Annotated in this window: 20 protein-coding genes and 1 tRNA gene; 10 read left to right on the top strand and 11 right to left on the bottom strand. The window is 45.2% G+C overall.

Translation table 11 applies throughout. The annotated features are described in order from the left end of the window. Window positions 1-208 precede the first annotated feature (208 nt). From L0M98_RS17370 to L0M98_RS17340, 7 genes are all read left to right on the top strand, one after another. Window positions 209-742: an RNA polymerase sigma-70 factor gene (locus L0M98_RS17370; RefSeq protein ID WP_227217149.1), complete on the top strand. Its 534-nt coding sequence runs from the start codon at window positions 209-211 to the stop codon at window positions 740-742. Between the two features lie 54 nt (window positions 743-796). Continuing rightward, on the top strand, window positions 797-1,876 hold the full coding sequence (locus L0M98_RS17365) for a PDDEXK nuclease domain-containing protein (RefSeq protein ID WP_227217150.1): 1,080 nt from the start codon (window positions 797-799) through the stop codon (window positions 1,874-1,876). Window positions 1,877-1,900: 24 nt separating this feature from the next. Next, on the top strand, window positions 1,901-2,935 hold the full coding sequence (gene rlmN / locus L0M98_RS17360) for a 23S rRNA (adenine(2503)-C(2))-methyltransferase RlmN (RefSeq protein ID WP_227217151.1): 1,035 nt from the start codon (window positions 1,901-1,903) through the stop codon (window positions 2,933-2,935). Between the two features lie 246 nt (window positions 2,936-3,181). Then, complete coding sequence (locus tag L0M98_RS17355; RefSeq protein WP_227217152.1) at window positions 3,182-3,745, top strand: lipocalin family protein; 564 nt, start codon at window positions 3,182-3,184, stop codon at window positions 3,743-3,745. A gap of 40 nt (window positions 3,746-3,785) precedes the next feature. Continuing rightward, entirely contained in the window at window positions 3,786-5,108 is a 1,323-nt protein-coding gene (locus L0M98_RS17350) for a DNA recombination protein RmuC (RefSeq protein WP_227217153.1), read from the top strand. 87 nt (window positions 5,109-5,195) lie between these two features. Next, the gene (locus L0M98_RS17345) at window positions 5,196-6,098 is read left to right on the top strand and encodes a sugar phosphate nucleotidyltransferase (RefSeq protein WP_227217154.1); all 903 of its coding nucleotides are present in this window, start codon (window positions 5,196-5,198) and stop codon (window positions 6,096-6,098) included. A 34-nt stretch (window positions 6,099-6,132) separates the two neighbouring features. Next, on the top strand, window positions 6,133-7,215 hold the full coding sequence (locus tag L0M98_RS17340; protein WP_227217155.1) for a phosphotransferase enzyme family protein: 1,083 nt from the start codon (window positions 6,133-6,135) through the stop codon (window positions 7,213-7,215). A gap of 205 nt (window positions 7,216-7,420) precedes the next feature. On the opposite strand, the gene L0M98_RS17335 is transcribed toward L0M98_RS17340, so the two are convergent. The 3 genes from L0M98_RS17335 to L0M98_RS17325 all read right to left on the bottom strand — a co-directional run bounded on the left by L0M98_RS17335 (window position 7,421) and on the right by L0M98_RS17325 (window position 10,812). After that, the gene (locus L0M98_RS17335) at window positions 7,421-7,936 is read right to left on the bottom strand and encodes a heavy-metal-associated domain-containing protein (protein ID WP_099291664.1); all 516 of its coding nucleotides are present in this window, start codon (window positions 7,934-7,936) and stop codon (window positions 7,421-7,423) included. A 60-nt stretch (window positions 7,937-7,996) separates the two neighbouring features. Then, window positions 7,997-10,264, bottom strand: coding sequence for a TonB-dependent receptor (locus tag L0M98_RS17330; RefSeq protein ID WP_255723286.1), 2,268 nt, complete (start codon window positions 10,262-10,264; stop codon window positions 7,997-7,999). A gap of 140 nt (window positions 10,265-10,404) precedes the next feature. Beyond that, entirely contained in the window at window positions 10,405-10,812 is a 408-nt protein-coding gene (locus tag L0M98_RS17325; RefSeq protein ID WP_141560932.1) for a hypothetical protein, read from the bottom strand. A gap of 186 nt (window positions 10,813-10,998) precedes the next feature. On the opposite strand from L0M98_RS17325, the gene L0M98_RS17320 reads away from it, so the two are divergent. From L0M98_RS17320 to L0M98_RS17310, 3 genes are all read left to right on the top strand, one after another. Beyond that, complete coding sequence (locus tag L0M98_RS17320) at window positions 10,999-12,159, top strand: TlpA disulfide reductase family protein (protein WP_099291661.1); 1,161 nt, start codon at window positions 10,999-11,001, stop codon at window positions 12,157-12,159. A 24-nt stretch (window positions 12,160-12,183) separates the two neighbouring features. Further along, window positions 12,184-12,945, top strand: a complete 762-nt coding sequence (locus L0M98_RS17315; protein WP_227217157.1) for a UDP-2,3-diacylglucosamine diphosphatase — start codon at window positions 12,184-12,186, stop codon at window positions 12,943-12,945. A 72-nt stretch (window positions 12,946-13,017) separates the two neighbouring features. Then, window positions 13,018-14,553, top strand: a complete 1,536-nt coding sequence (locus L0M98_RS17310) for a YifB family Mg chelatase-like AAA ATPase (RefSeq protein WP_186975964.1) — start codon at window positions 13,018-13,020, stop codon at window positions 14,551-14,553. A gap of 86 nt (window positions 14,554-14,639) precedes the next feature. Here the strand turns inward: L0M98_RS17310 and L0M98_RS17305 are convergent, their stop codons facing one another. The 8 genes from L0M98_RS17305 to L0M98_RS17270 all read right to left on the bottom strand — a co-directional run bounded on the left by L0M98_RS17305 (window position 14,640) and on the right by L0M98_RS17270 (window position 20,025). Continuing rightward, window positions 14,640-15,311 carry an inorganic pyrophosphatase gene (locus tag L0M98_RS17305; protein WP_099291658.1) on the bottom strand — a complete coding sequence of 224 codons (672 nt, stop codon included), beginning with the start codon at window positions 15,309-15,311 and terminating at the stop codon, window positions 14,640-14,642. Window positions 15,312-15,354: 43 nt separating this feature from the next. Then, window positions 15,355-15,930, bottom strand: a complete 576-nt coding sequence (lpcA, locus tag L0M98_RS17300; RefSeq protein ID WP_227217158.1) for a D-sedoheptulose 7-phosphate isomerase — start codon at window positions 15,928-15,930, stop codon at window positions 15,355-15,357. 23 nt (window positions 15,931-15,953) lie between these two features. Next, window positions 15,954-16,898, bottom strand: coding sequence for a LysR substrate-binding domain-containing protein (locus tag L0M98_RS17295; RefSeq protein ID WP_099291656.1), 945 nt, complete (start codon window positions 16,896-16,898; stop codon window positions 15,954-15,956). Window positions 16,899-16,907: 9 nt separating this feature from the next. Then, entirely contained in the window at window positions 16,908-18,056 is a 1,149-nt protein-coding gene (dnaJ, locus tag L0M98_RS17290; RefSeq protein WP_186975966.1) for a molecular chaperone DnaJ, read from the bottom strand. A 17-nt stretch (window positions 18,057-18,073) separates the two neighbouring features. After that, entirely contained in the window at window positions 18,074-18,643 is a 570-nt protein-coding gene (grpE, locus tag L0M98_RS17285; protein ID WP_099291654.1) for a nucleotide exchange factor GrpE, read from the bottom strand. A gap of 189 nt (window positions 18,644-18,832) precedes the next feature. After that, the gene (gene radC / locus L0M98_RS17280; protein WP_099291653.1) at window positions 18,833-19,528 is read right to left on the bottom strand and encodes a RadC family protein; all 696 of its coding nucleotides are present in this window, start codon (window positions 19,526-19,528) and stop codon (window positions 18,833-18,835) included. Window positions 19,529-19,673: 145 nt separating this feature from the next. After that, window positions 19,674-19,925 carry a 30S ribosomal protein S20 gene (rpsT, locus tag L0M98_RS17275; protein WP_099291652.1) on the bottom strand — a complete coding sequence of 84 codons (252 nt, stop codon included), beginning with the start codon at window positions 19,923-19,925 and terminating at the stop codon, window positions 19,674-19,676. Between the two features lie 28 nt (window positions 19,926-19,953). Further along, window positions 19,954-20,025: transfer RNA gene (locus tag L0M98_RS17270), tRNA-Glu, on the bottom strand. Window positions 20,026-20,103 lie beyond the last annotated feature (78 nt).

Below are 20,103 nucleotides of genomic sequence, written 5' to 3'. Positions count from 1 at the left end.
TATCTAAAGACACCACTGATTATCGTTTGGTATTACACGAGAGGATAATTTTTTTGAAAATATTTTACAATCACAATCGTACTCCTTGATTTTTCAAGAAAGACAAAACCACGTATTGCAGGAATCATATAAAAATGTGTATATTTGTTGCACATTTATTCATCCAATATTGTAGTGGTGCTTCATTGGATTAGTAAAAGATTTCTATATGCGAAGTAATAAAAAGGTCACGGGCAATCATTTTGATCTGGGAGATTTTATCCGAGAGTACTTCGCATCTTTATCCGCCATTGCATTCAAAATAACCGGAGATTCGGATGCCGCACAGGATATAGCTCAAGAGGTGATCATCAAATTTTGGGAAAACAAAAAACAACACGAGAATCTGGAATCCATCGAAAATTACCTGTTTATCATGGTGCGCAACGAATCCCTGAATTATCTCCGGGGACTCGCCCGTGAAAAGAACCGTTACGAGCAGGTAACGTTTATTAATGAACAGGAAGATTCCGTGTGGGACACGATTATCGAGCAAGAAACGAATCTACTGTTACTCGAAGCTATCAATGCCCTTCCCCCACAATGTAAACGAATCGTGGACCTTTCCCTTGCCGGAAACAACACGAAAGAGATCGCAGAAGAATTGGGCATTGCCGTGAATACCGTCAAAGTATTGAAAAGCCGAGCAATTCATAAATTGAGGGAATATTTTTCAGAGAATGATATTTGGATAGAGTTTTAAGTTTTCTCCTTATCTTCGCGGTGGAAAACGACAACACATGGAAAAAACAAATCAATGAGCAAAGTATCAAACAAGCATAGTCATTATGAAAATTCTTTAGAAGAACAATTTGTTGAAGATATAAAACAGATAGTACAACAAGGCAAACACAAGGCTTACGTAACGATTAATTCCGCCATGTTGGAAACTTACTGGAATATTGGTAAACGTATTGTAGAACAGGAACAAGAAGGCAAAGAACGAGCCGATTACGGTGTTTATCTTTTGAAGTTGTTATCCAAGGAACTCACTCATGAATTTGGCAAAGGATTTTCAAAAAGTTTGTTGTACTACTGTCGACAGTTTTATATAGAATTTTCTCCCGAAATTTTCCACACAGTGTGTGGAAAATTGACATGGTCTCACTGTAGACGACTGGTTAGTGTAACAGATATCAATGCAAGAAATTGGTATATGCGAGAAGCTATTCATGAAACATGGAGTGTACGTACTCTCGACAGAAACATTTCTTCACAATATTATTACCGTCTATTACAATCTCAGCACCAGAAGCCAATTGTTGATGAGATGAAACAAAAAACAGAGCTTTTCCAACAAGATAAACTAGAGTTTATCAAAAATCCGATCGTTGCCGAGTTTTTAGGGCTATCGTCAAATATTGATTTTACCGAAACAGAACTCGAAAGCAGTATCCTTTCTCACCTGCAAAAATTCCTCATGGAAATGGGAAAGGGTTATGCTTTTGTTGCACGTCAACAACATATTAGTACTGATGCCGGAGATTATTTTATAGACTTAGTTTTCTATAATTATATACTTAAATGTTTTATATTAATAGACTTAAAAACCACACAAATATCGCATCAAGACGTGGGACAAATGGACATGTATGTGAGGATGTACGATGAACTTAAACGAACAGAAGGAGATAATCCTACAATAGGTTTGATTCTTTGTGCCGAAACAAGTCAAGATATTGCTCGCTATTCCGTGTTACATGATAATACACAACTATTTGCTGCCAAGTATCTAACTTATCTGCCTTCAGAACAAGAACTGAGAATCGAAATCGAACGACAAAAAGAAATTTTCCAATTGCAACAGCAAACAGAAAAGGGAATTGAAAAAATATAAAAGGTTACCGCAAGCAAAATACACATGGAAAAAACAAATATACGGGCATACACACAAAAGGAGTTGGCAGAAATCCTCGTGCAACACGGGGAGAAGGCATTTAGGGCAAAGCAAATATGGCAATGGCTTTGGCAAAAGGGAGTTACGAACTTTGATGATATGAGGAACCTGTCGAAAGAAACCCGGGAACGTCTTGCCTCACTATTCACTTTACAGACCGGTAAACTTACTCATCGGCAAGAAAGCAGCGACGGTACTACAAAGTTAGGATTCACATTGCCCGACGGTAATCTGATCGAGGCTGTTCTTATCCCCAGCCGGGATAAAGCGACAGCTTGCGTGTCCTCACAGGTGGGATGTAAACTGAAATGTAGTTTTTGTGCCACGGGAGGATTGGGATTCACCCGCAACCTGCTGCCGGAAGAGATATACGACCAAGTAGTTGCCGTCAAACGCCTAGCGGAAGAAAGAGGCACATCGCTTTCCAATATTGTATTCATGGGAATGGGAGAACCGTTATTGAACTACGACAACGTGCTGCAAGCGATAGACCGTATCACGGGAAATGACGGATTGGGCATGTCGCCTTCCCGCCTCACGCTATCCACCTCGGGAATAGTGGAAGGTATCCGGCGCCTTGCCGATGACAACGTACGTTTCAACCTCGCTATTTCTCTACACTCCGCGATAAATGCCACACGGGATAAAATCATGCCGATTAACAAAGCATACCCGCTCCCGGAATTGGCAGAAGCGATAAAATACTTTGTTGACAAAACAGGGACTCGCCCCACTTTCGAGTATCTATTACTGAAAGGCGTAAATGACAGTCTTGAGGATGCCAAAGCACTGGCGCTATTCTGTCGTCAATTTCCCGTGAAAATCAATATCATCGAATATAACGAGGTCGACAACGCACCCTACCGCCACAGTCCCGATGCGAACAGGGATCAATTCGTTCGCTTCCTCGAAAGCAAGAACATCGTGGTCAACGTCCGCCGCAGCAAAGGTAAAGATATAGATGCGGCTTGCGGGCAATTGGCGAACAAGAATAAATAAGGGTCTGTAAAGTCCATAAGGTCCATAAGGTCACGGATGTCCTTCGGACAAAGTTTATCGGCAGCATCGCTGCCGTAAACCAAGCGCCCGCTAGGGTCAATGACCTTATAAACCTTATGGACCTTACGACTTTACGACTAAAGAATACTTTATAAACTTTATGAACTTTATAAACCTTATAAACTAACCTCACCTCCCGGCTTCACGTATCACGAGTAACTAAACACCTTACTGTCAACTCGTACTATGAAAACATTATTAGTAGCGATATTGCTTGTCGGATGCAATATCACGTCAGTAACAGCGCAATCCGACGGAACGATTAACAACCGGGCAATCGACTCACTCGACTTGAAAAAGTATGTCGGCCTATGGTATGAAATTGCACGTTTTGACCATCCTTTCGAGCGGGGGCTGGTCGGAGTAACAACCAACTATGTTGTCAAACCCGACGGCGACATAGAAGTCATCGGATGCGGCTATCGGGACAGTCTATCGGGAGAGAAAAAAGAGATTGTCGGGAGAGTACATATCCCGGACACCACTCGCCCCGGGGTGCTGAGAGTCACGTTTTTTCTGGTTTTCAACACGGACTACCACATTCTGGAGGTTGAAAAGGATTACAGCGCAGCCCTCATCGGCAGTTCACAATGCGACCACCTCTGGATCGTGAGCCGTACGCCGAAACTGCCTCCCCAAAAATTGCAAGACCTTATACACAGGGCACAGAAACGGGGGTATGACACGACCGCACTGATTTTCGTTCCACACGAGCGGGAACAAATCCGACAGGAGTTCACCAAACTCTGAGTAATTTTCCATATTTTTGAACCGTTAAAGGCTCAGAAATATGGAATTATTCATGTATATCACCGGGGGAGCACTTTTACTCCTCAATATCATACTGCTCGTAATCTTGCTCCGCACCCGAAAGAGCACGGATGCCCGGGAATCTTTTGTTCAACTGGAACAGAGTATAGCCCGCGTGGAAAAAGCATTCCGGGAGGAATTCCGCTATAACCGGGAAGCGGACGAGAACCGCTCCCGACAGGATAGAGAAGAACTTGCCGCATCACTCAACAATTTTCGCACGGAGCACCGGGAAGCGCTAAAAAATATCACCACACAAACAAATGCCGCCATAGAAGCGTTCCAGAAAAGTTTCACCGAAAGCATGAACGCCTCGAATCGCCTGCAACGGGAGAAACTGGGCGAGCTGAGTACCCGCCAACAGGAGCTTCTGCAAAACACGGAAAAACGGCTGGAAGAGATGCGTGCCACCGTGGACGAAAAACTACAAAAAACACTTCACGAGCGCATCGGTCAATCATTCGAACTCGTGAGCAAACAACTCGAAAGCGTGCAGAAAGGATTAGGAGAAATGCAGACCCTCGCCCAAGACGTGGGAGGACTAAAACGAGTACTCAGCAACGTGAAAATACGCGGAACAATAGGAGAAGTACAACTCTCCATGCTTCTTGAACAAATCCTCGCACCGGAACAATATGACACGAATGTCAAAACAAAGAGAGGCTCGGACAAACTGGTGGAGTTCGCCATAAAACTATCGGGAAAAGACAACGGCGAAGACTCCGTCTATCTCCCCGTGGATGCCAAATTCCCGAAAGATATCTACGAACAACTATTAGAAGCCCACGAGAGCGGTGACCCGAAACGTGTAGAAACCGCCTCCCGCAATATAGAGCAGACCATCCGGGGTATGGCAAAAGACATCCAGGAGAAATACCTCGACCCGCCCCACACGACCGATTTCGGTATCATGTTTCTTCCTTTCGAGAGCATTTACGGGGAAGTGATTCGCCGTTCCTCGCTGTTGGAGCAGTTACAACAGGAGTATCATGTCATCGTGACGGGACCAACCACGCTTGCCGCTATCCTCAATAGTCTGCAAATGGGATTCCGTAGCTTAGCCATCCAAAAACGAAGCAGCGAAGTATGGCGTATCTTGAGCGCCGTGAAAACCGAGTTTGACAAATTCGGCGGGATGCTCGAAAAAGCTCAAAAGAATCTCCAGACGGCAAACAACCAACTTGAAGAAGTCATGGGAAAACGCACCCGTGCCATACAACGCCACCTGCGTTCGGTAGAAGCATTGCCCACCCAAGATGCCCCGACTCAACTTCCGGAACCGGACATCACGGAGGAAGTATAAAAACAAATACATCTTGCTAGCTTCTTTCCCGACTTTTTATTAGTTTTGCCCTAACAAGAGATTATTCATAAGAAATTAAATATATTTATGGAAACAAAGAAAAACAAAACCACCCTGCTCATTATGGCAGCCGGTATGGGTTCCCGGTTCGGTAGTCTGAAACAACTCGCGTTGTTGGGACCGCACAAAAAAACATTATTGCACTACTCCATTTATGACGCCGTGCATGCCGGATTTGACAAGATCGTTTTCATCATCCGCCGCAGCTTTGAAGAAGAATTTAAAGAAGCCGTGGGGAAATATGCCGAAAGTCTGGTGGAAACCGTGTATTGTTTTCAGGAAATGGATCGACTACCCGGAAATATGCCTCCTATCGAACGGGAGAAACCGTGGGGTACGGCACACGCTATCTGGTCGGCAAAAGACAGCATCAACGAACCTTTTATCGCTATTAACGCCGATGACTTCTACGGTCGGGATGCTTTCGTGAAGATGCATGATTTCATCGCAAATAATCCGGACGAAAACTGTTTCAGCCTTGCCGGTTACCGGTTAGCAGCCACGCTGTCGGAAAACGGTACCGTATCGCGGGGAGTATGTACCGCGGACAAAGACAACTTCCTGACCAGCATCACGGAACGCACCAAAATCGGACGTGAGGGTGCGGTTATCAAAGACATGAACTCCGGTGTTATCCTCCACGAGGACGATGTGGTATCCATGAATTTCTGGGGATTCACGCCTATGCTTTTCGGAGAAATCGAAAAACAGTTTGTCGACTTTTATCATGCCAACAGCAATAACCCGAAATCGGAGATATACATCCCGTTCGTGGTAGACGAACTGATCAAGCAGAAGACCGTGAAAGTGAAAGTACTGAACACCAGCGCAAAATGGTTTGGTGTCACTTACAAGGAAGACACGGAACTAGTGAACAATGCCCTACAAAAATTCGACGGGGAAGGGCTGTACACAGACATGGGGAAATAAAAAAAACAACGGGAAAACATAAAAAAACAACGCCATGGATAAACTAAAGAAGATATACGACACGTTCGTATCCAGCGGTCGATTCGTGTCAGCCACGCCTTACGGGTCCGGGCACATCAACGACACTTATCTCGTCAAGGTAGATGAGGATGTTGAATATATCCTTCAACGGCTCAATAGCAACGTATTCAAGGATATTCCAAAACTCGTGAAGAACAAGGAACTGGTATGCGGACACATTCGCAACCGTCTTATCCGGCACAAGGTGAGTGATATCACCCGTAAATACATCACGTATTTCTACACGGACAAAGGAAACGCATATCACAAGGATTACGAAGGGAACTACTGGACTCTCTCCTTGTTTATCAAAGGCTCAAAGAGTTACGACGTCATTCCGGACTCCCAGATCGCTTATCAAGTGGGTATCGGGTTCGGCGAATTCGAAAACCGGATATCCGATTTTGACGCCAGATTATTGACGGAAACGATTCCTTTATTCCATAACGTTCCCCGACGCCAGCGAGAATTAAAGGAAGCACTGGCAAAAGCCAGCCCTGAAAGAATCGAGTCAAGTAAAGAATTGCTCGAATATTTAAAGAAATTCGACAAGCAAATGCTCGAATTACAGCAGCTGAAAGACGACGGGTTCCTTCCGCTTCGGGTGACACATAACGACACGAAAGCCAACAATCTTTTGTTCGACCACAACGATCGCCCGCTATGCGTGATTGATCTGGATACCGTGATGCCGGGAATCGTGCATTATGATTTCGGGGATGCCATCCGTTCCGCTTGTAACTCGGCCGGGGAAGAAACCCGCAACCTTGATGAAGTGGTATTCAACATGGCATTTTTTGAGGCGTTCACTGCCGGATTCATGGAAAAGGCAAAACACCTCTTTACCCTAAGAGAGAAAAAAACACTGGCACAAGGATGTATTCTGATGACCTATTTGCAAGCGGTACGTTTCCTGACGGATTACCTTGACGGTGATCATTATTACCCGATCACCTACCCGGAGCACAACCTGCAACGGACAAAAGTGCAAGTCCGCCTTCTACAAGACATGGAACGTCACTTCGAAAAAATGAATCAATTCATTCAGGAACAATAAAAAATAGGGTGGCTTTGCCACCCTATTTTAGTCTGTAAAGTCCATAAAGTCGAGCCTTCGGCTCCTAAAGTCCATAAAGTCCATTATTTCATAACGCAATGATATACACTATCATAATACATACATCACCCGTACATTTGGCCTTACGACATTATGGACTTTCAGACCTTACGGACGAGAAGGTGTGTTTCGACACACCTTCCTCTTATTTCTTTTTGCAGCAATCTTCTTTCTTTCCGGTTTTAGAGCAGCAATTGTCACCGCATTCTCCCTTGCACGTTTGATCTTTTTTGTGATGATCACATTTGCCTTCACATTCATGCTTTCCGCTCTTGTGGTCACATTGGCTGCAATCTCCTTTGCACTCTGCTTTTGCACCTTCTTTGCAACATTTGTGTCCTTTGTCGCATTTGATAACTTTACCGTCTTTGTCACACAAAGCAAGAACTTTCACGTCATGTCTTTCGATAGCCGCTTTCAATCCCGGCAAGGAGTTCTTATCCATACGATAAGTCACCAACACGGTAGAATCCTTCATATTCAACTTGTAATCCTTTATCCCTTTCTCGAAAGGCATATTCTTGTCTAACTTCGCTTTACAAGAAGGACAATGGATTCCCACCTTGAAAATAACAGTCGTATCTTTTTTTGCTTGCGCATTCACGGTTAAACCCATCATTACGAACACTACCAGCGTAAATAAAATCTTCATTGTTTTCATATTCAAATATTTATTTATTATCAATTTTTAGTCTTCAACTTTTATCTTTTAGTTTTTATCTCATCCTTTCCGGTCTAAAGCAAAACGCAAACCGATATAGAATTTACGTCCATGAAGAGGGCCCCAGACTTTCGACGAGTCGAACGTACTGCTCCAAGGATCGTGAGCGTTCACGATCGGATTTTTCTGCGTGAAATCGCCGATATTCTCGCATCCGGCATAAACACTCCACAAGCGGAAATATTTTGTCACCTGAGCGTTCATAATCTGGAATGCATCGAAACGAGGTGCAACCCGAAACTCATCAGCAATGCCTCCCTGTTCGGGTAAACGACCGGAACCGTTGAACTGCGTGGTGAAATCGAACTGCAACTTTTTCAGGTTCGTGAAATACGACAAGTTCACCATACCTTTGTAACGACTGGTAAACGGGGTACGTCTCAACTCTCCTTTAATCGTGGTCTTCACGTCATTATAACGATATGCCACCGTCGCTTCCAGACGAGGAATCAATTCGTATTTCACCTCTGCCTGATAGCAATTGGAATAGGACTTCCCTTCCAGATTATAGAAATTCACCTGATCGAATGTCGTTTCGTTATCCACTACCACTTGATCGTTGAACTTCGTGTGATAGTAATCAAGATTAACATTCAACGTGCGTCCGAACAAAGTAAACTTCCGGTTCACGTTTGCCCCGAAATTCCAAGAATCTTCCATCTTCAACTCGTCCAACAAGTGAGGATTCTTAGCCAATAACTTACCTTCCACGTAAAAATTAGCGGCAGAAGCCAAGAGGTAGCTATTCTCCGCGAGAATATTCGCCGTGCGTAATCCCCGTCCGAAAGTAGCTTTTATATTCGTGAACTCATCCGGCTTATACATGATATGAGCCCGGGGCGTCCAGATATTACCGAAAATATTGTGATAATCATAACGCAAACCCGCCATCACGACAAACCGCTCGTCCAAAAACTCTCCCGTGTACTGGAAGAAAGCCCCCGGAACACGCTCCTCGCGCTTGAAAGTAGCATCCACCCCCTCGAGTCCGTCCGCCACGACCAATTGATCGCAGAAATCCTCGTCATACTTGTCATAAGTAAAACTAATACCTGCCGAGTACATCTGTCCCGGATTATTCCCGAATATGGACTGATAAATATAATTAGCGAAGAAACTCTTTTGTCCCGCGTTATATATTTTCTTCCCGTAATACGAATCCTGCGTGTGATCCGTGTAATTCAGCAGCAATGCCATACTCGTGTTCTCGTATTGAGGCATCAGATACCCTAACTTCAAGAATCCCTCGTAACGACGCGTATCGATACCTATCTTGTAAAGCCCGTAGGTCGGATTCGGCTCGGCATGTCCCCCGTGCGAGGTTTGTCCCCCCTCACGAGTTTCGTCGATAAACTTTCCACCGAATTGAAGGAACCAAGAATCATCCTTGTACGCCCAACGATTCATCACGTTATACTGTGTCTTTTCGGGCATATCCAGAAAACCGTCCTTATTCCCGTCGTGCGGCTCCTCCATCCAGTCCCCGTGCAAAAGGAACATCGTGCTCCATTTATCATTGAAACGGATACTGAAATTAGAGTTAAACTCGTACATCCCCTCGCTACTGGTAAACACGTTTGCCGAAAACAATTCCGGATCACGGGGTTTCTTGTAATCCACGCTGATCTGGCCTGCCATCGACTCGTAGCCGTTGATAACCGAACCGGTACCTTTAGACACGGAAATAGCCGACATCCAAGGACCGGGAATATAAGTCAACCCGTACAGAGAAGCAAGTCCCCTAAAATTAGGCATATTCTCCGTCATCATCTGCACGTATTTTCCCGTCAGCCCGAGCAACTGAATCTGTTTTGCTCCCGTCACCGCATCCGCGTAAGAAACATCCACGGACGCATTGGTCTCGAAACTTTCGCCCAAGTTACAGCAAGCGGCTTTACACAATTCCTCCCCGGTAATCAATTGCTCGATCAACGGACGATTGGTCGTCATCACCGTACTTTGCTTCCGGGCTTGCACGTTCACTTCATCCAACAACTCCCCGGATTGCAACGTACAGGTAACAAACTTATCCGTCGATTTCACTTGAATAGTATCCGACCGATAACCGATAAAGCTGATTACCAACTTTCCCACCTTCTCCCACTTCAACTTGAACTCTCCGTTACCGTCCGTCACGGCTCCTTTGCTCGTTCCAACCCAATACACGTTTGCCCCGGCAAGCGGTTCCTCGCCATCGGCTGTTTCCTCCATAACCCGGCCTTTAATTGTTTGCGCCTGCAATCCGAAGGACGCGAACAAACACACCATAATAAAAAGATTTCTCATACAATTACTTTCGCTCTTGATTTTAGTTTCAATTCACACATAATACTTCTCGGCCAAGCATACACGCACGACCAGTCTGAAAGGGACCCGCGGGGATTCCTTCTTCACGGAACAGAAATAAATCAACAACGGAATGTACACAGCAACTCCAATGGCGGAGAATTATCCGTGTACGTCAAGGCAGGATTAAATGATTTGACAATAGATGTAGCACGATCGGAAAAGACAGGGGCAGAATCCACCTCCATCACCATATCGCTGAACTGCACCTCGAAATGAGAAGCAGCCCACTCGCCGTAGACCTTATAATATGTATGCTGTTGTTTCGCGTTATCACAATTCTTTTTGTGCATATTATGGCACGAGTGACAACAAACACAACCGTGCGTACAAGGACACGGCGTATCAGCAGGAATGAATATCAAACGCGAATAAGTTTCCTGACAACGATGGCAGTACACCTTACTCACATTTACCCCGATTGTCCCTAAAAGGAAAACAACCAATAACAAAAGGGCGCGTATATTCATTTTTTGCTGTTTCATCGTTTGCAAAAATAAAACTTTATTTCAATCCACATACTCTAAAACAGAGCATTAACAATTTATTAACGGTTTTTTTATTCAAATTCTCTCTCTATTGATGTAAAAAATCGAAAAAAAGTATTACTTTCGAATTTCAATATAGATGTAGATTATTTATCATTCCAACAAACTATGAGAAAAATATTACTATTCGGGCTATTTGTAGTTCTTATCGCTTCTTGCAGCAAGAAAACGAATGTCGAGATCACCGGAGCCATCAAAGACGCGGACAACACGAAAGTATACTTGGAACAAATTGACGTGAGTTCCCGGAAAGTTATAGACTCAACAAAAATTAACAAGAAAGGAGAGTTTACTTTCAAGATTAATGTTGACCTACCGACCTTCTATGCGCTAAAATTCGCTAATAACGAGCAGGTTACAATCATCGCCACTCCGGAAGAAAAAATAGAAATAAGTGGAAAACTCGATGACATCAAGAACAACTATTGGGTAGATGGATCGGAAAATTCATTGTGGATCAAATTATTAAACTTCCAACTCGATCGCACGATCACGCTGACCGACTCCTTGAGAAAATCCTATCAGGCGCTGCCGCAGGAGCCTGCTTACGACAAACAAAGAGAAGAATACGCCAAAGCTTGGGAGGAGGCTATAAACAAACAGATCAACTTCACCCGGGATTTTATCATCAAACACGCGACCTCTCCGGCATCCTACTACGCCCTGTACCAGAAAATCGGAGGAAATCTCGGTATCATGGACGAGATAGAAGACCTTCATTATTTCAAGGTAGTGGCATCGTCATTAACCGCTTTGTACCCGGAATCGCAATACACGAAAGCGATCATGAACCATTTGAAAGAAATATCCCAAGCGATCCGCAACCAGCAATTGGCAGCCGTGATCAACAACTCGGAAAGTTCTCTGCCGGACATCACTCTTCCCAACACAGAGGGGAAACCGGTATCATTGCTCTCCCTGAAAGATAAATATATCGTGCTCGACTTCGGGCTAATCACCGCCAAAGAAAGTCAGGAATACATCAAGGAGATGAAAACGGTGTATGACAAATTCAAGAAACAGGGCGTTGAAATCTACATGGTCTGTCTGGATAAAAACAGATTGCTGTGGGAAGAAATCATAAAACAGAACAAGATCAACTGGATTTGCGTATGGGATGAAGGTGGTTTGCAAAGCAGAGCTGCCGCAAGCTGGAACATCAAAAATATTCCGGCAAACTATATCATCAACCAGAAAAAAGAGATTGTCGGCAAGAACTTGTACGGCAGTCGTCTGGAAGATCGTTTGAACACTTTATTGAAGAAATAATAAAAACAGAACGAACATATCATCATGCAGGGTAAGAACGTTTATTTCCTCTCCGATGCACACTTGGGTGCCAAACTATTGAAAAATAACCGGGAAAGGGAATTGATGCTCGTGGATTTTTTGAAAAAGATAAAACCCGTTTGCTCGGAGCTCTACCTGTTGGGTGATATGTTCGATTTCTGGTTCGAATACAAACACGTGGTTCCCAAAGGACACGTGCGCTTTCTGGCAGAACTCGCCAATTTCACCGACAGCGGGATAAAAGTTCATTTTTTTACCGGAAATCATGACATCTGGGCGTTCGACTACTTGGCAAAGGAATGTGGGGTGATCCTGCACACCTCCATGTTCGAAATCGAAATGAACGGGAAATCCTTCCTTATCGGACACGGCGACGGACTCAACCCGAATGACAAAGGCTATCTTTTCCTCAGCAAAGCCTTCCACAATCGTTTCCTGCAAAAATGCTTCCGGCTGATTCATCCCGACTGGGGTATCGCTTTGGCAAACAGATGGTCGGCACACTCCCGACTAAAAGGAAACGGAAAAATAGACGCGAGAGAATACTTGGGAGATGACAAAGAAGAGATCGTGCTGTATTGCAAGAAAGTATTGCAGGAACGGCACATCGATTACTTCATTTTCGGTCATCGCCACCTTCCCATCTTTATGCAACTGGCGGAATCCAGCTATTATATCAACACGGGAGACTGGATTACTCATTTCACGTATGCCAAATTCGACGGAGAAAAAGTTTCACTGGAAAAACTCGAAGAGAAAAAATAACCCTATCCATTTTGTTTCCGTGTAAAATAATCCTAACTTACCAACCTGTATGTGAAATAAAGATCGACAGTTATGTTAGTCAAAATATTCGGCGGTGCCGTGTACGGCATCAATGCTATTACAATTACAATAGAAGTAAACATCCTCTGGGGAGCTAAATTCATCATCGTGGGATTACCGGACAATGCCGTGAAAGAAAGTCAACAACGCATCGATTCCGCCCTCCGGGAAATAGGACTTAAAATCCCGGGTAAAAGAGTTATTATCAATATGGCTCCCGCCGACGTGAAGAAGGAAGGCTCCGCTTACGATCTCCCGATAGGTATCGGTATTCTGGCTGCCAATGAACAACTTCCTGATGCCGACTTGGAACACTACGTCATCATGGGCGAATTGTCCCTTGACGGAAGCCTGCAAGCCGTAAAAGGCGTACTACCCATTGCCATTCACGCGAAAAAAGAAGGATTCAAAGGAATCATCCTCCCCCATCAGAATGCCAATGAGGCCGCTGTTGTTCAAGATTTCGAGGTATATGGCTTCCGGCATATCAACGAGGTCATTGCTTTCTTGAAAAAAGAAAAATCATTCTCCCCCGCGGTGTTCGACCGGAAAATCATGGAACAGCACTCCGACAACGAATTATTGGATTTCAAAGACGTTAAGGGACAAGAGAACGTGAAAAGAGCCATGGAAATCGCCGCCGCGGGCGGACACAATATGATCATGATTGGCTCACCGGGTTCGGGGAAGACCATGCTCGCCCGAAGATTACCGACAATCCTGCCGCCCATGACCACGGAAGAAGCTCTCGAAACAACCAAGATACACTCCGTCGCGGGAAAAATACAAAACAACAATTCCCTGATCGTCAACCGTCCTTTCCGATCCCCCCACCACACGATCTCGAACGTGGCTCTTGTCGGTGGCGGCTCTTGGCCTCAACCCGGGGAGATTTCACTGGCACATAACGGAATATTATTCCTTGACGAACTACCCGAATTTCAGAGATCTGTACTGGAAGTTTTACGCCAACCGCTGGAAGACCGGATGATTTCCATCAGTCGTTCCAAATTCAGCGTGGAATACCCGGCAAATATCATGCTCATCGCTTCCATGAACCCCTGCCCCTGCGGTTACTACAATCACCCCACCAAAGAGTGCAACTGTCCGCCGGGAGCCGTGCATAAATACCTGTCCAAAATATCGGGTCCCCTGCTTGATCGCATTGACATACATATCGAAGTCGTCCCCGTCGAACTGGATAAAATGACCAGCAACACCGAAAGCGAACCCAGTGCCGCCATTCGCGAGCGGGTGATTGCCGCCAGAGAAATACAGACTGCCCGATTCCGCGAGCATCAAGGCATATATTGCAACGCCCAGATGACGTCACCTCTGTTGAAAAAATATTGTCTTTTGGATGATAGATGCACCGCCTTGCTGAAAATCGCTATGCAACGTTTCGGCCTATCAGCCAGAGCATACGACCGCATCATAAAACTATCCCGCACAATAGCGGACTTGGAACACAGTGAAAAAATAAAACCCGAATACATCGCCGAAGCCATACAGTATCGCAGCCTCGATCGCGAAGGGTGGGGAGGATAAAAAAATTCAGTGATTTTATGATTGACGATTAGGTGATTATAGAATCACGAAATCAATCAATCGACAATCACAGAATCAATTCACGTTTAAACCCGACTCAAGATATCCTCCAAGCCTTGGAAGTGATTTTTGTAGTCTTCCGCACTTCTACGAATCACCTCGTAGGCTTCTTCCTTATTATACACGTGGGTAATTTCCGTGCGGCGTTCTTCTCCCGGAAGATCCTTGTAGGTCAGGAAATAGTGTTTCAAACGATCGATCACCACGTGTGGCAACTCGGATATATCGTTATAAATACTATACGTGGCATCATGTTTCAACACGGCGATAATCTTATCGTCAGCCTCGTTCTTGTCCAACATACGGAATCCCCCGATCGGGCGAGCCTCTGCAATAATATCCCCGTGGGATATCGTTTTCTCTGTCAACACGCAAATATCCAACGGGTCGCCGTCACCGTGTATATCCGCCCGCTGGGTTTGCTCCATGCAATAGTCAGCAACCAGATCCCCGCAATAAGTCTGCGGCAAAAAACCGTACAACGCAGGAACCACGTTTGAATACTTCTGCGGACGGTCAATCTTGATATAACCGCTCACTTTATCCAACTCGTACTTCACCGTATCGGTAGGCACCATCTCGATAAATGCCGTCACCACTGCCGGAAAATCCGGCCCGATATCCAACCCATGCCACGGATGTGACTTGTACCTCAACCCCATCAATCGGGCGATAGGGTCATTAATTTTATTTCCCATAACTATTTCGTTTAAAAAAAATATGTGTCATACACCTTTATATCTATTCACCGAACAAATGCAACTCGATCTGTTCTATCAAGATGTGAATAATCTTGATATGAATCTCCTGTATCCGGTCGGAATAACCATTCCACGGGACACAAATATTCACATCGCATAAATTCTTCATCTTACCGCCGTCCTTACCTGTCAGCCCGATCACCAGCATTCCCCGCTCATGCGCTGTATTCACGGCATTCACGACATTTGCCGAATTACCGGACGTGCTGATAGCCAGCAGGACATCCCCCGCTTTCCCGTGCGCCTCCACGTACCGGGAAAACACATAATCAAAACCGAAGTCATTCGCCACACACGTCAAGTGCGTCGGGTCGGAAATCGCCACGGCAGGCAATGCCGGGCGGTCACCCCTGAAGCGTCCTGTAAATTCTTCCGCGAAATGCATGGCGTCACTCATGGAACCGCCATTACCGCAGCTAATCACCTTACCGCCGCTTTTCAGAATCCGGGATAATATCTCGGCTGCCAACCCGACCTGTTTCAACTTCTCGTCATCCGCCACAAAATCAGCCAACACCTGCTGTGCCTCTAAAAAACTCTTCTTGATACTATCCATCTTCTTAGGGTATTACATTTATCTTATTTTTTCCATTCGACGATCCTCCCTCTTTCCTTCTTCAACATTCCCGGGGGGACCACCTGTTTGATATCCTCGCAAAGCAGGTCTATCAACTTCTGCTTCGTGTAGTGGCGCGAATAAATGACGCTCACCTCCCGCAAAGGCTTATAGGTCGTGAACGAACGAACTTGCTTTTTTTTCTCCTCCGTCATATACAACAATGCCAGTTCCGGGATTAAAGTAAAACCGCCTTCCCTATCCACGATCTTCATCAATGTTTCCAACGAATTGCTCTCGAAATCAAAGGGCAGGTTCTTGTGCTGCGTGTCGTGCATATCGCACAAGTTCACCACTTGATCGCGAAAACAATGACCGTCACCCAGCATCCATATATCGGGAGTGGCGATATCCTGTATTTCTACGTCTTTCTTCTTCAAAAGTTCATGACCGGCGTGAGCGTAGATCATCATTTCTTCATAAAAGACGGGGCGTTCCACGATCTTCTCGTCATGGAAAGGCGTAACAAAAATACCCGCGTCCAACGTGTCCCGTTTCAATCGCTTGATAATCTCTTCGGATACCAACTCCTCAACCTCGACCTTCACGGCTGGATAACGGCGGATATAATCCCCTATAAAAATAGGTAACAGGTAGGGGGCCAACGTGGGAATAATCCCGATCTTCAAAGAGCCTGCCACCTCCTGTTTTTCCTCGTTGATAATTTCTTTTATTCTTTGTGTCGCCGATAAAACCGTCCGTGCCTGAGCGATCAGTTTTGCCCCGATATCCGTGGGCACCACCGGTTGTCGGCTCCTGTCAAAAATGATTACACCGAGATCGTCTTCCAACTTTTTGATTTGCATACTCAGCGTCGGCTGTGTCACGAAGCAACTATCCGCTGCCGTGGCAAAATGCCGATGCTCGTCAACGGCTACAATATATTCCAGTTGTGTCAGTGTAATCATAAATTTGTTCTATTCAAAAAAATCCTTCATCTTGGAGAATATGCTTTTCTTGTCATTACTTCCGGGCTTGAATCCGGTCGTTTCTTTCATTTTCTCCACTAACTTTTTCTCGTCTTTCGACAAGTTCTTCGGAATCCACACGTTCACCTTCGCCAACAGGTCACCTTTCCCGTACCCGTTCACGTCCGGCAAACCTTTTCCGCGCAAACGCAATATTTTACCCGGTTGAGTTCCTGCCTCTATTTTCACTTTCACCTTGCCCTCTATCGTCGGAATCTCTACCGTTTCTCCCAAAACCGCTTCGGGGTAACCGATAAACACGTTATACAACAAATCATTGCCGTCCCTTACCAGATCAGGATGCTCGTCTTCTTCCACCAGCACAATCAAATCTCCATTCACACCTCCGCGACGGGCAGCATTGCCTTTACCGCCCAATGACAGCTGCATCCCTTCTGCCACCCCTGCCGGAATATTAATCGTGATCACCTCTTCCGACAACAACACGCCCTCTCCGTTACAATAGGTACACTTCTCGTTGATAATCTTTCCTTCACCCTCGCAAGTGGGACAGGTGGAAGTCGTCTGCATGGCACCGAGAATTGTATTCTGCACCCGGGTAACCTGTCCCGAACCGTTACAGGTCGAGCAAGTCGTGAAAGACTTCCCGTCTTTCGCACCCGTGCCGCTACAATGCTGGCAAGCCACGTATTTTTTCACTTTAATTTTCTTTTCAACTCCGGTAGCTACTTCTTGCAGGTTCAATTTCACCTTCACCCGCAGATTCGTACCCCGGTTCACCCTACGGGCTGAACGTCCGCCCCCGCCGAAACCGCTGAAGCCGCCAAAACCGCCCATCCCACTAAAGATATCCCCAAAATGAGAGAAGATATCATCCATGCTCATACCTCCACCTCCGAAACCACCGGCACCACCCATCCCGGCGTGTCCGAACTGATCGTAACGGCGCCTTTTATCGTCATTGCTCAACACATCGTACGCCTCGGCAGCCTCCTTGAACTTCTCCTCCGCCTCCTTGTCACCCGGGTTCTTATCCGGATGATACTTCAATGCTAGTTTGCGATACGCTTTTTTTATTTCGGTAGCATCGGCATTTTTAGACACGCCCAACACTTCATAATAATCTCTCTTTTCCATTACCACGCAATCTTAATTTATTCGCCTACAACCACTTTCGCGAAACGCATCACCTTATCGTTCAAATAATATCCTTTCTCGATACAATCCAGCACTTTCCCCTTCAATTCGGGAGTCGGTGCGGGAATAGTGGTCACAGCCTCGTGAATATCCGTGTTAAAATCCACCCCGTCCGTCTCGATCTCCTTCACCCCGTTTTGCGTTAGGAACGTCTTGAAATTAGCATAGATCAAATCCACCCCTTCTTTCAAGGCTGCCACATCCTTTGACACGCTCATACTCTTCAAGGCTCTCTCGAAGTTATCCACCACAGGCAGAATATTTGTCAATATCTGCTCCCCGGCACTCTTCGTCAATTCCATTTTCTCTTTCAAAGTACGTTTCCGGTAATTATCAAATTCCGCCGACAACCGCAGATATTTGTCATTCATCTCCGCCAGCTTTTGTCCCAACTCTTCCAATTTACTCTCTTCCTTTTTGCAAGATTTATCCTCTTTCTTCTTGTGAGACTTTTCTTCTACCTCATTCTCAACATTCTGTGACTCCTCCAGTTCTTCCTCGTGAGTCGCTCTCTTCTCTTCTGACATATCGTATATATTTTTTTATGAATAAACAAATTAAGCTACTTTTTTCAAGCAAAATCCCTGCCAACAAGTCAACATGCCACATTGACAAACAAAACGAGTGTCAATGTGGCACAATATGCTGCCACAAAGATATAACAATTAAGTGATTTACGCCCTCAATCTAAAATCTAAAATCATCAAATCTAAAATTCACAACATCCCATTATCCGCAAAACTATAATATCGATCGGGGCAAACGATAATATGATCAAGCAGAATGATATCCAACAACCTTCCCGCTTCCTGAATCTTTTTCGTCAGAGCAATATCCTGCGGACTCGGACGATTGTTACCGCTAGGGTGGTTGTGTGCGATAACGATAGAACACGCTTTGGCTTCCAACACTTTCCGGAACACCATCCGGATATCGATAATCGTGTTTTCCATACCTCCGGAGAACAAACGTTCACATGACTTTATCCGACAGGCACTCGAAAGGGTAACCACCCAGAACTCCTCGTGATCCAAATCCCCGATAAGCGGTTGCAGATAGTCATACAGATCCCGGCTTGTCGTCAGCACGGGCTCTTCTCGGGCGGCAGCCAACGCTCTGCGCCGCCCGATCTCCACCGCGGCGATAATCGAGGCTGCTTTTGCCATGCCCACTCCCCTGTAACGGTTCATGAAATCCGTCACGGACAAGCGCGCCAAAGTATTCAAGTCATTATTGCAATCCGCCAGCATACGCCGGGCAAGATCAAGAGCAGACTCCCCGCCGCTTCCCGAGCGCAACAGGATAGCGAGCAACTCATTTGTGGAAAGCGTGGCGACGCCGTTCGCCAACATCTTTTCCCGGGGCTTATCATCCTCCGCCCACGAGGAAATAGGAATATATTCTCCAGCCATAACCTTATCTTTACAGCCGGTAATGTAACCATTTTTTTCAAAATAAAAAAAATCTTAAGAATAAATTCTCAAGATTACCCGACACATAAAAAATAAAGGTAACAAGCTCAAGACCTATTACCCTAATATCTTATGTCTATTGAAATTACAGCTTATTCACGTGCAAAGCCAACTTCGATTTCAAGTTTGCAGCTTTGTTTTTGTGGATAATATTCTTTTTCGCAAGCTTATCTAACATAGATGAAACTTTCGGTAACAAATCTGCTGCAGCCTCTTTCTCAGTCAACGCACGTAGTTTCCTAACGGCATTTCTAGCAGTTTTAGCGTAGTAACGATTATGTAATTTTCTCTTCTCGCTCTGCCGTATTCTTTTTTCTGATGATTGATGATTTGCCATCTCTACAAATTAATTTAATTCAACTTTGTAGTCCGTACGGGAATCGAACCCGTGTTACAAGAATGAAAATCTTGCGTCCTAACCCCTAGACGAACGGACCATTAAATATCCACTACCTTCTCGGTAGTCCGTACGGGAATCGAACCCGTGTTACAAGAATGAAAATCTTGCGTCCTAA

Origin of the sequence: Butyricimonas sp. DFI.6.44, assembly GCF_022132345.1 — a bacterium.
GTDB classification, from domain to species: domain Bacteria; phylum Bacteroidota; class Bacteroidia; order Bacteroidales; family Marinifilaceae; genus Butyricimonas; species Butyricimonas muris.
This window is presented reverse-complemented; position numbering and strand designations above follow the sequence as displayed.